At 52.2% G+C, this 14,556-nt stretch carries 12 protein-coding genes; 2 read left to right on the plus strand and 10 right to left on the minus strand.

The annotated features are described in order from the left end of the window. Positions 1-35 precede the first annotated feature (35 nt). The 7 genes from JTN23_RS16305 to JTN23_RS16335 form a co-directional block, all read right to left on the minus strand. Positions 36-1,574 (minus strand): M56 family metallopeptidase, encoded by a 1,539-nt coding sequence (locus JTN23_RS16305; RefSeq protein ID WP_247236047.1) that lies wholly within the window; start codon positions 1,572-1,574, stop codon positions 36-38. Positions 1,575-1,614: 40 nt separating this feature from the next. Next, on the minus strand, positions 1,615-1,986 hold the full coding sequence (locus JTN23_RS16310) for a BlaI/MecI/CopY family transcriptional regulator (RefSeq protein ID WP_247236048.1): 372 nt from the start codon (positions 1,984-1,986) through the stop codon (positions 1,615-1,617). Positions 1,987-2,210: 224 nt separating this feature from the next. Beyond that, positions 2,211-3,650 carry a pyruvate kinase gene (pyk, locus tag JTN23_RS16315; protein WP_247236049.1) on the minus strand — a complete coding sequence of 480 codons (1,440 nt, stop codon included), beginning with the start codon at positions 3,648-3,650 and terminating at the stop codon, positions 2,211-2,213. A gap of 60 nt (positions 3,651-3,710) precedes the next feature. Then, positions 3,711-6,218 carry a replication restart helicase PriA gene (priA, locus tag JTN23_RS16320; protein ID WP_247236050.1) on the minus strand — a complete coding sequence of 836 codons (2,508 nt, stop codon included), beginning with the start codon at positions 6,216-6,218 and terminating at the stop codon, positions 3,711-3,713. 135 nt (positions 6,219-6,353) lie between these two features. After that, positions 6,354-6,749 carry a YybH family protein gene (locus JTN23_RS16325; RefSeq protein ID WP_247236051.1) on the minus strand — a complete coding sequence of 132 codons (396 nt, stop codon included), beginning with the start codon at positions 6,747-6,749 and terminating at the stop codon, positions 6,354-6,356. Positions 6,750-6,840: 91 nt separating this feature from the next. Further along, positions 6,841-7,452 (minus strand): aminotransferase class IV family protein, encoded by a 612-nt coding sequence (locus JTN23_RS16330; protein WP_247236052.1) that lies wholly within the window; start codon positions 7,450-7,452, stop codon positions 6,841-6,843. Continuing rightward, on the minus strand, positions 7,397-8,440 hold the full coding sequence (locus JTN23_RS16335; RefSeq protein WP_247236053.1) for an aminodeoxychorismate synthase component I: 1,044 nt from the start codon (positions 8,438-8,440) through the stop codon (positions 7,397-7,399). Before JTN23_RS16335 ends, JTN23_RS16330 begins: the two co-directional genes overlap by 56 nt. 131 nt (positions 8,441-8,571) lie before the next feature. On the opposite strand from JTN23_RS16335, the gene JTN23_RS16340 reads away from it, so the two are divergent. After that, the gene (locus JTN23_RS16340; RefSeq protein ID WP_247236054.1) at positions 8,572-9,579 is read left to right on the plus strand and encodes a YpdA family putative bacillithiol disulfide reductase; all 1,008 of its coding nucleotides are present in this window, start codon (positions 8,572-8,574) and stop codon (positions 9,577-9,579) included. 173 nt (positions 9,580-9,752) lie between these two features. Here JTN23_RS16340 and JTN23_RS16345 read toward each other — a convergent pair whose 3' ends face one another. After that, complete coding sequence (locus JTN23_RS16345) at positions 9,753-10,727, minus strand: WD40/YVTN/BNR-like repeat-containing protein (protein WP_247236055.1); 975 nt, start codon at positions 10,725-10,727, stop codon at positions 9,753-9,755. Between the two features lie 178 nt (positions 10,728-10,905). Here JTN23_RS16345 and JTN23_RS16350 point away from each other — a divergent pair, with 178 nt between their 5' ends. Continuing rightward, positions 10,906-11,298, plus strand: a complete 393-nt coding sequence (locus JTN23_RS16350) for a YtxH domain-containing protein (RefSeq protein WP_247236056.1) — start codon at positions 10,906-10,908, stop codon at positions 11,296-11,298. Between the two features lie 73 nt (positions 11,299-11,371). Here the strand turns inward: JTN23_RS16350 and JTN23_RS16355 are convergent, their stop codons facing one another. Next, positions 11,372-12,229 (minus strand): DUF2911 domain-containing protein, encoded by an 858-nt coding sequence (locus JTN23_RS16355; RefSeq protein WP_247236057.1) that lies wholly within the window; start codon positions 12,227-12,229, stop codon positions 11,372-11,374. A 34-nt stretch (positions 12,230-12,263) separates the two neighbouring features. Continuing rightward, positions 12,264-14,327: a DNA primase gene (gene dnaG, locus JTN23_RS16360; RefSeq protein ID WP_247236058.1), complete on the minus strand. Its 2,064-nt coding sequence runs from the start codon at positions 14,325-14,327 to the stop codon at positions 12,264-12,266. Between the last annotated feature and the right edge of the window lie 229 nt (positions 14,328-14,556).

Below are 14,556 nucleotides of genomic sequence, written 5' to 3' on the forward strand. Positions count from 1 at the left end.
ACCTGTCTCCTGATGATAGGAAAGTAGATGCCGTGCTACTTACTAGTAGCTTTCTTAGTCGTGATTTCGATTACTCCGACTTTGCCCCGTTCTCCGTACTTGTCGGTAGCGTGTTTATCCTTCAGGATATTCATTGCGTCAATGTCATTGGGATTAATAGCCTGTATCTCTTCAAAGCTTTTCAGAATTACTCCATTCAGAACATAGAGAGGTGGCTCTCCCTGCTGGGCTCCCTTGATGGCCGATGAAGACTGATCCGCTTTTGGAATTGCGGGAACCTGATTAGTCTTATCCTCCAACTGGAAGTTGATTGGCAGATTATACTTTACATTCACCGGCTGGCCGCTTTGCTTACCGGGTATCCAGCGGGGCATTTGTTTAAGTACCCTAACCGATTCCGCATCGGCCCCGTAGCCTAAGCCTTTCAGGATTTGAATATCTCTGATTTCTCCCTCGGCCGACACGACAAAAGCTAAGAATACTTTTCCCTGAACATTGGCTTTGGCGGCCGCCTCAGGGTACTTTATGTTTTCACCCAAGAATTTGTACATAGCTTCAAGTCCACCCGGAAATTGAGGCTGCTCTTCAACGACTGTAAATACGGGGCCGTTTACTCCGAAGCTGGCTTCTGTGGTAGACTTATCAGTAGCGGCGTTTCGGGCGGGTGCTTTTTGTATGGTCTCTTCTAGTTTGCTGGCATCACGTTCGCAACTTGCAACCAGTAGTGACGCAAAAAGAGTCAAGGTAGCCACGGCAAGGTACTTACCCAGCGACCAGCGGGAATTAGGATTCTTATACAGCATCTTGATTCGGTCTTTTAGGAGTGAAGAAGTAAAGAACTGATTAGCGAGGGGAGCGACGGGCGTGCCCAGCGCGTAAGATACAAGAAAGCCGGCGTACCGGTCGCGGTTGGGGGCCTGCTGGTCGGCCAGGTACTCGTGTACCTGCTGCAGCGAGCGCTTGTACAGAACTAACACCGGGTTAAACCAGAACAAGACTCTAAGTACCTCCACCAGCAGAATATCCAGACTATGTCGCTGCTGTACGTGGGCCAGCTCGTGGGTAAGGATGGTATCGAAGTGGTGCTCATAGTCGCTGCGGCTTAGTACTACCCAGTTTAAAAATGAAAAGGAACCAACCGGAGCGCCGGATCGCCGGCCGCCGGACCGCTTATCATCGTTCATCAGTACCAGCGTGTATCCGTCCATCTCAATCGCTTCGCCACGCCGGATAAACCGGATCAGCTCAATCAGGTAGCGGCTCAGCTTCCAACCCATAACCATGACTCCGCCGGCGTAGACGAGCCACAGCAGGTTCATCCAGGTGAAGAGAGAGGGGGAGGGCGCTGTAGCCTGTACCACCAGCACCGGAGCTGTTACCGTATACACAACCGGCAGCGTGGGAGCGGCTTCGGGGTACTGCACCAGGGGCAGCGCAAAGGCCGCCAGCAGTGAGCCCAGCAGGTAGGCGCGGTTGCTGCGGAAGAAGGTGTGGTGGCGCAGGAAAAGCCAGTAACAGGCATACAGCAGGAGCCAGTACAGGCTAACCTGGCCAATATATTTGAAGGCTTCCATAAGGTTTTCAGGTTTAGGTTAATGGTGTGGATAGCTGCCTCTATTCTGGCTTTTTGCTTTGGATCAGCTTGATGATCTCATCCAGGTCTTTTGTATTGAGCTGGTTGTCCTTCATGAAGAATGACACCAGTTGGGGGAGCGAATTATCAAAGTAGTTCTCAAGAAGCTGCTGGGCTTCGTGGCGCTTGTACTCCGCCTGGCTGATGAGCGGGTAGTATTCGTGGGTTTTGCCGTAAGCGGTGTAGCCCACAAAACCCTTTTTTTCCAGAATACGAATGATGGTGGATACGGTATTATAGGCGGGCTTGGGTTCGGGCATCTCGGCCAGTACATCCTTGACAAAACCTTTTTCCAATTGCCACAGGATGAGCATTACTTCTTCTTCGGCGCGTGTCAGTGATCTGATTTCCATTGGTCTAGTTCAGGTTGGAGTGCAGTGATTAACTACTTGTATAAAGTTATGACTAATCATTTAGTTTTACAACTACTGTGTTAGTTATTTTGTTTGGAAAAATAAAGAAGGCCGTAGAAACGGGTTCTACGGCCTCCTGGCAATCTATATTCTAAAAGTGCTTTCAGTATTCAAGAAGGTGATACGCTGCCTGATTAACAGGTATCAGCCCTGATCTCAAACAGCTACTCGACCACGCTCAGCTTAAGTGCGTTGGTTTTGCGATTCTTCATGATAGGCATGCTGAGCGTATTGATGAAGATATCTCCTTTTGTAAGCTCTCCCTTTTCGATGAGGATACGCTTAATATCATCGATCAGCTCGTCGGTAGATACGTTCTCGTCGCGGTCGTAGAAGAATACCTTGGTACCCCAGTACAGACCCAGGATGTTCATCAGCTTCTTGTCCGAAGTAAAGATGAGCAGGTTGGCCTTGGGACGGTGGTGCGACAACCGGAATGACGTATAGCCTGAGCGGGTGATACCGATGATAGCTTTCGCTTTGGTATCGCGGGCCAGACGGCAGGCGCTCATTACTACGTTATCGTTAAGCTGATCTGCGCCGGGTCTTTCGTTCACGAAAGCGTGGTAGCGGAAGTAGATGCTGGTTGAGTTGAGTTCAACCTGCTCGATAGTCCGTGACATGTTCTCAACGGCCAGCAGAGGATACTTACCAGAAGCCGTCTCGGCGCTAAGCATTACGGCGTCGGCTCCGTCCAGTACTGAGTTAGCCACGTCGTTCACCTCCGCACGGGTAGGACGGGGGCTCTCGATCATGCTCTCGAGCATCTGGGTAGCCACGATTACCGGCTTACCAGCCTTGTTACATTTTTCTACGATCATTTTCTGGATCATAGGTACTTCTTCGGCCGGAAGCTCCACCCCGAGGTCACCCCGGGCTACCATTACTCCATCCGTAGCTTCGATGATCTCGTCGATGTTAGCTACGGCTTCAGGCTTCTCAATCTTAGCTACTACGCGGGTCTCCTTACCTTTCATCCGGATGTAGTCTTTTACCTTCAGGATGTCAGAAGCCTCACGAACAAATGACAGCGCGATCCACTCTACATCGTTCGCCAGACCAAAGTCAAGATCTTCGAAATCTTTCTCCGTTACCGAAGGCATTGATACCTTTGTGTTAGGCAGGTTTACACCTTTCTTTGACTTCAGGTAGCCACCGTATACTACTTCAGTTACTACATCGGTACCCTCTGTGCCAACTACGCGTACTTCCAGCTTTCCGTCGTCCAGTAGGATGCGGTCTCCCTTTTTTACGTCGTTGTACATTCCATCGTAAGGAGTACTTACACGCTCTGCGGTACCAATAATATCTGCGTTGGTGAATACCAGTCTGTTACCGGCTTCAATAACTACACCGTCTTTTTCGGCTACATTACCAATCCGGATTTTAGGTCCCTGCAAGTCCTGCAGAACGCAGAGGTTCAGCCCGTGTTCTTCATTTATTTCCCGGATCAGGTTCAGGCGCTGCAGGTGGTCCTGATGAGTACCGTGCGAAAAGTTAAGGCGAAATACGTTAACACCAGCCTTCGCCAAAGCGAACAGCATTTCCTTTGACTCCGACGTTGGGCCGACGGTAGCAACTATTTTCGTTTTTTTAGAAGACATACAGTTTAATATAGCAATTTGAGATGCGCAATGAATATGTTGATTGAGTGAATGCAAGACCTATGTGCAGTCTACGTCAATCACTACATTGATATTTTTCAGGGTCTTGTCGGTCAGAATATCTGTTACTTTTTCCTGAATGAATGACTTTGCGGCCTTAAAATTAATCTTTTCTCTTTCAAGTTTGATGAGAATTTCAAACAAAAACTGATTCCGCACCCGCTCGACCAGTGGAGGTTCGGGCCCCAGTACCCGGCTACGGCCCAGTTGCGCGACCAGTTTTTCGGCCAGTTGCTCGGCGGCGCGGTGTGAGGTGTCGTAGTCGGCGTGCTTGACAATCAGCTTGATAAGTCGTGTAAAAGGCGGGTAGCCGTACTGCTCCCGTTCCTGGATTTCGTTGTCGTACATACCCCGGTAGTCACCCTCAATAATCTTATTGAGTAGGGACTGGTGCGGGTTGGCCGTCTGGATAAGTACCTTTCCCGGCTTGCCCGCCCGCCGACCCGCGCGCCCGCTGACCTGGGTGAGCATCTGGAAGGCCCGCTCCGAAGCCCTGAACTCCGGGAAGTTGATGATGCGGTCGGCGTCGAAGATGCCTACTACGCTCACGTTGTCGAAGTCAAGACCTTTGGAGATCATCTGAGTACCTACTAAGATATCAATCTGCTCGGCTTCGAAGTCCTGGATGATCTGCTGGTAGGCATTCTTGGCCCGGGTGGTGTCGAGGTCCATACGCTGGATGCGCGCCTGCGGGAAGATCAGGTTGAGCTGGTCCTCGATCTTCTCGGTACCGAAGCCGATGGTCTTGACCTTGGTAGAGCCGCAGGCCGGACAGGTGCGGGGTACCTCTTCCTTGTGGCCGCAGTAGTGGCAGCGCAGCTCGGCGGCCCGCATGTGGTAGGTGAGGCTCACGGCGCAGTTGTGGCACTCCGATATCCAGCCGCACTCTTCGCACTGGAGGTAGGGCGAGTAGCCACGGCGGTTCTGGAACAGGATGGTCTGCTCGCTATTCTTGAGGTTATGGGCCAGGTACTCCAGCAGCACCGACGAAAACTCGTCCTTCATCTTACGCTGCTTCTTCTCCAGCTTGGTATCGATCAGTACAAACTCCGGCAGGGCGGCATCGCCAAAGCGCTGGAACATCTCCACCAGACCGTACTTGCCGTTCTGGGCGTGGTAGTAGCTCTCGAGTGAGGGGGTCGCTGAACCCAGCAGCACCTTGGCCTTGTGCATGTAGGCCATCACCACGGCTACGTCGCGGGCGTGGTAGCGTGGAGCGGGGTCCTGCTGCTTGTAGGAGGTTTCGTGCTCTTCGTCCACGATGATCAGCCCCAGGTTATCGAAGGGCAGGAACACGGCCGAGCGCACCCCCACCACAAACTGAAACTTCCCGTCCAGGATACCCTTCCAGACCTCTACCCGTTCGTTGTCCGAAAACTTGGAGTGGTAGATACCCATGCTGTCGCCGAATACCTTCCGGAGGCGTACCACGATTTGGGTGGTAAGGGCGATCTCGGGCAGCAGGTACAGTACCTGGGTACCGCTTTCGAGGGCCTGTTTGATGAGGCTGATAAATACCTCCGTCTTACCACTACCCGTGATACCGTGCAGCAGTACCACCTCCTTGTCCTGAAAGTGCTCCTGGATCTGACGGCTGGCTAGCTGCTGAGTTTCGGTGAGTTTGATCTCCTTGGCCGGCGAAGCGGGCAGATCAGCAAAGCGTGATATAATGGTTTCAAACTGCTCGAATACCCCTTTCTTGAGCAGGGTCTGCAGGGCCGAGTCCGAGAGGCCATCGTCCTGCCTGAATATAGCTTTATCCAGCCCCTTCTGGTTGAGGTCCGGGTTGTTCAGAACAGGGACGTAGCTAAGGTATTTCAGCAGTACTTCCTGTTGTTTGGGCTGCTTTTCCAGTGCCGACACCAGGTCTCTTAGGATGTCGGGCGTAGCATACTGCGCCGACAGGCGCACGTTCCGGGCTAGCTTAGGGGTATATTTTTCTTTTACTTCTTCAAATAAGATCACCGCCCGCTTCCCTACCAGCGACTTGATCACCGCCGTCACGTTGGTCTGCTCTACCAGCCGGGCTACCTCCTCGTACGACAGCGCCTGGTGCTTCTTGATCTCTTCCAGTATTACTACTTCCTGCTCGGTCAGGAGCTGCGGATGGTCAAAGTCCGGATTGTACTGTACCTTCGACTGGCTCGTGATCTTGAGGCCCGAAGGCAGCGCCACGTTCATGACTTCCCCAATGTTACACAGGTAGTAATCGGCCATCCAGCTGAATAGCTCCAGCTGATGGGGCGTCACGATCGGCTCTTCGTCGAGTAGTTCCAGGATGTACTTGGCCTGGTAGTCGGTAGGGGGATGGGGGTGTAGCCGGGCCACAATAGCCGTCGTAACCCTGTTTTTTCCAAATTGTACGATCACCCTCGCACCTACCTTGATCATCTCGCTCATACCCCGGGGCACTCTGTACGTAAAGAGCTTCGGGATAGGTACGGGAAGGATCAGATCGGCAAAAGTAGTTACCTCGTCATCGAATAAGGAAGATAGGGGAAGCGTCATGCGGCTCTGTTACATTACTCATCAATCAGGCGGCAATTTACGCTTTTTCCAGCGGCTTTGGTGAAAGAAGTAGTGGGGTAAGGGCAGAAATCTGTGAGGTAAAGAAAAAGGAGGGGGTACGTGTATAGGGTCGGATTAGACCGCCGATTGGCTGCTGTTCCAGATGTCGCGGTGCAGGTACCAGCGGCCGTCCTTCCGCTTCCAGATTACCAGGTACTTGCCCTGATCAATGGTGTCGCCCGTAGCGCTGCTGATTACAAAATTTCCGATCTCGGTAGCAGTGTCACCGTGTTCTTCGGCCTCAACGGTCGTGAGCCTGATTCTGGCGACACCCATTTCCATGGCTCCCCTCCAGAAGTCCCGGACAGCCTGTATTCCTTTAAATTCTGCATAGCCGGGTGGAAGCAGTAAAGCATCAGGGGTGTAGAGGGCGGCTACGCTGGCGCTATCCTGCTGGACAAAAGCCGCTTCAAAGGCATCGTTGCACTGGCGAATCTGTCCAGTGATGGATTCGGTGGTTTGGGTCTGCATAGAAGTAAAGGGTTTGAATGTAACTGAAAAGGAGGATAAAGTTTATATTTTCCAAGCCCTTTGGCAATACCGTATTTACGGTATTTTTCAGTTACAACCCACTCATTATCTGATCTGTTACAAGTAGAGTTCCTTCTTCCCAGGAGAGCATAGCATTGAACAGCTTTACCTCCGAAAAGCGATGCAACTCCTCAACTTTGATAGGCGCCTCCTGTATAATTCTCTGATCCAGCAGAAAAGCCCGCTGGGTACCCGGCAGCAGGGGGGCAGAGGGAGTGAGCCACCGCTCGCCATCGTAAAAAGCCACGTTGCAGTAGGAGGTGTCCGTTACCAGGCCCTGCCGTACTATCAGTACATCATCGCAGGTACCACGTTGTTCGGCCAGGGCATTGAGCCGCTGGCGATCGCGGTACTTGTGGCTGTAATCAATGGAATCATCATAGACTACCCGGAGGCTCCGGATCGGGCGCGGAGTGTACGGCTCCCATTCAATATTCTCAACCTGCTGCCCATAGGTCAGGCGGCACTTATAGGTACCTGTACTCAACGAGTCAGGCACGGACAGGAGGTCAGTCAAAGACCACCTATCCCTGCTTCCCCAAAGGGTGGTGCGGGTGCGGTGGAGACGGGCCTGGTGGTAGGGTAGGTTAATTAACCTGCGGTTCCTGACGCAGATCGTCTCGAAGCAGAGGGGAGCTTGCATGGGCAAAAGGTAAGTATACTTTATCAATGAGTTCCTGGTATTCGGCGGGGGCCTGGCTGCGGGCCGTAATACCGCCGCCGCTCTTAAAAACGAGCTGCCCGTTCTGGTTTTCGATGTACCGGATCATCACGGCACTCTCGAAGGTACTTCCATCAAAGTAGCCCATGATACCCGTATAGTACCCCCGGTCGTAGCCCTCGGCTTCACGGATGATCTGCACCGTACTGGGCTTGGGAGCACCGCTGATGGAGCCGGCGGGAAGTAGCTTCATCAGCAGATCACCATAAGAGCCATCAAAACTCTCTGGTAGCAGACCGGCTACTTCCGAACTTACCTGCAGCAGGGTCTTGCCGTGGGTCTGGATCTGGTCGAGGTAGCGGTAGCGCTCCACCCATACCCGTTGGGCTACCATACTCAGGTCGTTCCGGATCAGGTCTACAATGGTGGCGTGCTCGGCAGCCTCCTTAGGGTCGTTGAGGATGGTCTGCGCAGCATCAGGCAGAGCGGCATCAATAGTACCCTTCATTGGGAAAGATGAAATCTGCTTGCCCTGTACCCGGATGAATATCTCGGGTGAAAAGCAAACAAACTGGTCCTGCAGCCAGAAGCGATACGGCGCCCGGCTGTACTCATAGATATCCCGCAGGCTGAGGCTGGTGTCGATGGGGGTAGGTGCCGACAAATTGACCAGAAACGAGTTGCCGGCCCTGATATTCCTTACTACGTGATCAAAGCGAGGTTGGTACTCTGCGAAGGAGATAGGATATTTGTGAAAATAGAAGTCGGGTACGGCTACCTCATGACGGCTGGTATTGGTGAAGCCATTCAAGTCGAAAGCAACTTCCGAAGGATCGGCCTCAGCGAGTGGCCAGAAGCGCGGTTGCTGCCCCAGAAAGTCTATGATAAATACAAAGGGGCTCCGTCTGCGTCCGAACTCGTTGAGATTCCGGATAAATTGGGAGTTGGTATGTAGGAGCAGTTCTGACACGGATAGAGGCACGAATACGACGATTTCCTAACAGTAGGAGCATTTACAAAGTTCAGAAACCAATCCATTACACGGGACGTTGGAGAGGTAGAGCTATACGAGGCACAAGAATGTCAACCATACAGTATCACATGCATTTGTACGATGTTATTATTATAGGGGGCGGTCCCTGCGGACTGGCGATGGGTATCGAAGCCGCCAAAAGCGGATTGGACCACCTGATCCTCGAAAAAGGTAACCTGACCGAATCCATCCGCAACTACCCCCGCAATATGCGCTTCTTTTCGACGGCCGAGAATATTGAGATCGGGGGTTTACCCTTCGCTATATCGAGCGTCAAGGCCAACCGGAATGAAGCCCTGCAGTACTACCGCAAAGTGGCGGGCTACTACGATCTCAACTTCAAGCTATTTACAGAAGTAGCAAAAACCGAAAAGCAGGCCGACGGTACCTTCCTAACCGAAACAACAACGGGCGAAGTATTCCACAGCAAGAAAGTGGTACTGGCTACGGGCTACTTTGATGTACCCCGTAAGCTGGGTATTCCGGGCGAAGATATGCCGCATGTATCCAACTACTACGACGAGCCTTTTGAGTACTCTTATACCAATGTAGTGATCGTGGGAGGCTCCAACTCAGCCGTGGAAGCGGCCATGGAGCTGTACCGACACGACGCGCACGTGACGATTGTACACAAAGGGGAAGACTTCCGCCGAACGGTGAAGTACTGGCTGATACCTGATGTAAAGAACCGTGTCAAGGAGGGGAAGATTCATACCCGCTTTAACAGCGTAACCAGAGCCATCGAAAAGGGGCGTGTACTTATATATAATAGTGAAACCAACGAAGAGGAGTGGCTGCCGGCGGATTTTGTATTCCTGCTGGTTGGGTACATCCCGGATGAGCACCTGCTGCGGCGCTGTGGCGTAGAGCTGGATCCGGTGAGCAAAGTACCCGTCTACGATCCTGATACGTTTGAAACCAATGTACCCGGGCTGTACGTATGCGGTACGGTCATGGCCGGGGTATTTACTGAGAAAGTATTCATTGAAAACGGACGTGATCACGCTGCCGCTATCGCCGACCATCTCTCAGGTCGCCCCGTCCGAAAGGTAAAGGAGTTGATCGAGCGGATATAGCTTTGGGCTTCGCGCTGTAGGCTATATACGGTCCGCCGCGCGGCTGTAGGCTCTAAGCTTTTACTTTTATAATGAATACGCGAAGCCCCAGGGCTTCGCGTATTTTTTGTTTCAGACTTTTCACCGCTTCTCATTCCTTTTCTCCCTTCCTCCTTTCGAACCTTTTCTACTTCTCATTCTCCCCACTTCGCTACCAGCCCTTTTCCGCCCACGGCGTAGCCTACGCTGCCGGCAAAGCTGACCGCATGGAACGGGTGTTGGTCCAGAGCCACCCAGGTGCGGCCCTGGTCGGCCGAGTACCCGCTACCGGAGGCTCCGACTGCCATCAGTAATACGTTCTTCTTCCCGAATGGAGGCGGGTAGTACAACCCAACGGCTTCTTTGAGGCCGGGTGGTAGGGTACCTTCGGTCAGTTGCCAGCTCTTGCCGCCATCCCTGGTGAGCAGTACGTTTGGTGTAGCTTCGGTGAATGTACGGTAGTCGCCGCCTACGGCTATGCCTTTCTTCCTGGACCAGAAGCGCAGACCAAACAGGCCGCTGCTGGGCCCCGCCGGGAGTCGCGTGGTAATGCTCTGCCAGGTAGCACCATAATCAGTGGAGCGGAGTATACGGGCTGCCTGGCTACCGCCCGTACCTATATAGACAGAACGCTTGCCTACTGTAATCAGAGTGGTACCACTGGCGGCAAACGCTGCTTCGCCGGGAAGCGCCTCCGGACGAGCCGTCACGGGTAGTTCCTGCCAGCTGCGCCCCCCATCCTGCGTAGTCAGGATGAAGAAGCGCCCGTCGACGGGGTCACCAAAGCAGATGCCTCTGCGGGTGCTCCAGAAGTCTATCCCGTCCAAAAAAATCCCTTTCTGGGTAGTTTGATACACTACTTGCCAGGTTTGGCCCGCGTCTTCGGTCCGGTAGATACGGGCTTTACCCTTCTCAGACTCACCTGCACTCATAGCTACTGCAGTACGATCATCAAAGGCATGTATATCCCGAAAGTCAAGCGAATCGGCTCCGGCTACGCGAAGTACCTGCCAGGCCTCGCCCCCATTGGTAGTGCGTAGAATAGCACCGTTAGTGCCTCCTGCCCAACAGGTTAGCGGCGCTGGGGCGTGTACTGACCGAAAGCTGGCGTTGGTATTTATATCCAGCAAACGCCACTGGGCCTGGAGGGTTGAACCAGAAAGGAAATAAAATATAAAAGCTAAAAAGGGTATACAAACTCTCATAGGTGAGTTAAAAAGGGCTGGTCTGATTTTTTTGAGAGGATTAAGAGTAATATCACAATCAAGATATAAGACATTTAACAATAACCAACCAATAACTTATATTATGACAAGCAATCAGAGATTTGTTATGGGCACGTTGGGAGCGACGTTAGCCGGTGTAGCAGTAGGTGTTTTGATGGCTCCTAAAAAAGGAACCGAAACACGTAATATGATCAAAACAAGAGCGAATGATCTTTCTTCAAATGCAAAAAGTACTTTTGAGAAGAACTATTCGACCTGCAAGGACTATATCACTAATATGACTGATAAAGTAAAAAGTCAGTTCAACTCAATGAGCAACGGCATGACCGCCGGCCATACTGGTGATAATGTAATGGGTAATGATAAAAGTGCTGGAACCAGCAGAAGATCAACCCATTCGACTAGCGGCTCATCAACCAGCCCAGGTGGTGTTTCAACTAGCGGAACTACTGATAAATTCAATCAGAACTCCTAAGGGAGTTGATATACATCTAACAGAGCCCGATGGTACGCCATCGGGCTCTGTATCTTTAGGCGGCTCAGCTTCTTTATTTGCTGTTACACTGCTTCAGCAGTTTCTGATGGTTCAGGATGTACGCATCGTCATTGGCTTCTTTGGCCAGCTGTAGCCCCTTCTGCGCGTCAGACACGGCTACGTCACACTGTCCCAGCTGGGCGGCTATCTTGCCACGCAGGTAGTAGGTCCAGTACTTTTGATCTTTCTCTACTACTTTGCTAGCCCACTCAAGTGCCTGCTTCAGGTCGCGGTTGGTGTCGTAGTAGTAGTTAGCAGCGGCGGAGTAGGTAGCAGGGCTCACCTCAGCCGCAGCAGTCTTCTCTTTGATCTCAGCCATAATCTTCGCATCGGCGTCATTCTTGAGGCTGAACTTCACCAGTGTATTCTCCCAGCGAATAGCCACATTAGCCTCACTGGCGTTAAAGTCGGTAAACTCAATGGTGAAAAACTCCTCAGCCTTGGCCAGTTTCTGGGGCTTTACGCTAAACTTCAGTACATCATTGGCGGGGTTGTAGGTATAGGCACCCCATACGTTAGCGTCTTTGCTCAGGATGATGGTCCACTCGTTGGCGTTGGGTATGGTGAATAAACCATACGCACCGGCGGCTACTTTCTGCCCGTTGACCAGCATCTCTTCGGACAGGATCAGGTTGGTGATTTTGTTGGCACCGGTCCGCCATACCTTACCGTAAGGTACCTGTGCACCGAACATCTTGCGGCCTTTCAGCGCGGGGCGGCTGTATTCAACCGTAGCCTTCGCCAGACCAATAGTCTGAGAAATAGTAGCGGCGGGACTAGCCTGTGGAACCTGAATCTGAGCCTGAGTGGTGAGGGCAGCTGTACTTAACAGTAAGCTGAGACTGGCAATCTTCAACAAATTTGTTTTCATAAATTGGTAAAGTGAAATATATAATTGGGTACTCTTAACCTACGACGCTGCCCAGCTCGCGGGCAGCTGCCATACTTATTTTCTTGAATTCCATAAATTCTTTCAGACACTGCGCTTCTTCCTCGGGGTCTGCGATGGTTTTGAGCCTTTCCAGGCACTGGTTCATCTTCTCCTCGATAAAGGCTTTCTTCAGGCGCAGGATATTTTTGAAGCTGCTTTTGTCGAGCATGTCCTGCTCGCTGGGTACGTATATTTCGTACTTGCTGGTCCACAGATCACTCAACTCGTGCTTATGGGTGGCCCAGCCGATAGCAAGGTCCCGTACTTCCGGCTCGCGATGGTGCAGGAAGTAGTCGGTAGATAGCAATACGTTCCGGCTGTAATTCTCCCTGAACAAGGTCAGAATATGATTGAACACCGGATCCGTAAAGTCAATACCCGGTATCTCACTCAGTACGTAGGCGCATACGGTAATCTCCGGCTCCAGTTCGTAGCTGCCAAACAAGACCAGCAGCCGGACAAAAGCCTCCTCCTGGTAGTATAGCTTGCTACGGCGGGGTGTGTCATCAACAGGTGCGGTGGCTCCTGTCGCAGGGGCACTTCCCGGAGGAGCCATCATGCTGTCATCAAAAAACAGATCATCCGGTATTTCGGGAGGAGGCCCAAATGAGGAAGCTCCCGGAGTGGACGCTCCCGGAGTGGACGCTCCCGGAGTAGAGGTGCCTCGTGTAGAAGTACCCGTTCGGGTAGCATCGCGTCGGGGTTCCTTCTGGGGCTTCTCGTACTGCTTGCGGAGCAATTTGTTCCCTTCCGAGATCAGCATCTGCTCATCCACCTTCATCATCTCGGCGGTACGTCGGAAGAATACCTGCCGTTTGATGGCATCGGGTATTTTGGTGATGCTGTTCACTATTTCGCTGATCACCTCAGCCCGCTTGAACGGATCATTCCCCGCCTCTTTCAGTAGAGTGTCCGTCTTGAAGCTGATAAAGTCACGGGAGGCTGTGCGCAGGTACTCTTTGAAGGCCTCAGCTCCTACACGCTGTACGTAGCTGTCGGGATCGTCGTTGTCGGGGAAGGTGACAATGCTTACGTTCAGGCCTTCCTCGAGTACCATGTCCAATCCGCGCAGGGCGGCCCTGATTCCCGCCGGATCACCATCGTACAGGATCGTAACGTTAGGAGTAAAGCGGCCGATCAGCCGGATCTGCTCTATGGTGAGCGAAGTACCCGACGAGGCGACCACGTTTTCGATACCTGCCTGATGCAGCGAGATTACATCCGTATAGCCCTCTACCAGGTAGCATACGTCGTGATGGCGGATGGCATTCTTGGCCTGATAGATGCCGTATAGTACATCGCTCTTGTGGTATACCTCCGTTTCGGGAGAGTTGATGTACTTGGGCTGCTTCTTATCCGCCTTCAGGATACGGGCTCCAAACGCAATTACCTTACCCGCTACGTTATGGATCGGAAATATCACCCGGCCCCGGAAGCGGTCATAGCCGGTAGTAGTACTCCCTTCTTTATGGATGAGTAATCCTGCTTTTTCGAGTATTGCGGCCTGGTACCCTTTGGCGAGTGCCGCCTGGGTAAAGGCATCCCATACATCCGGACTATATCCCAGTTCAAATTTCTTAAGTGTAGGGTCGTTGAAGCCCCGCTCCCGGAAGTAGCTCAGGCCAATGGCCCGGCCTTCGTCAGTCTGGTGGAGGTGCTCCTGGTAGAAGTTCTTGGCAAAGTTCAATACGATGTACAGACTCTCGCGCTCGTTCTGGCGCATGGCCTGCTCGTCGGTAATCTCCTCTTCCTGTATCTCTATCTGATACTTGTTGGCCAGGTAGCGCAACGCTTCTCCGTACCCAACCCCGTCGATATCCATCACAAATTTGATGGGATCGCCCGCCGCCCCGCATCCAAAGCACTTAAATATCTGGCGCGCCGGATTGACGTTGAATGAGGGTGTTTTCTCATTATGGAACGGACAACAGGCCTGGTAGTTGGACCCTCGCTTCTTGAGCGACACATAGTCACCTACCACCTCTACAATATCAGCGGCCTGTTTTATTCGTTCTATGGTTTCGGGATTGATCCGCATCTCCTTGGCTTCATGATTCTCGGAAGCAAAAGTAAAGAAAAAGCCGCCTCTTCTGAGGCGGCTGGCGGTAATAATATTAAGTAGCTATCCGACCCTGCCCTATGGCCTGACGGAAGCGTTTTTCTTCTGGTACTGCATGTTGAATAGCCCCACAAAGAACGAAAGCGCCGATACCGGAACTACCTAAATAGTGTCAGAGTCAGTAGACTAATCTGGTGGTGAGCCATAA

The sequence above is a fragment of the Telluribacter roseus genome (assembly GCF_017355915.2).
GTDB lineage: Bacteria > Bacteroidota > Bacteroidia > Cytophagales > Spirosomataceae > Telluribacter.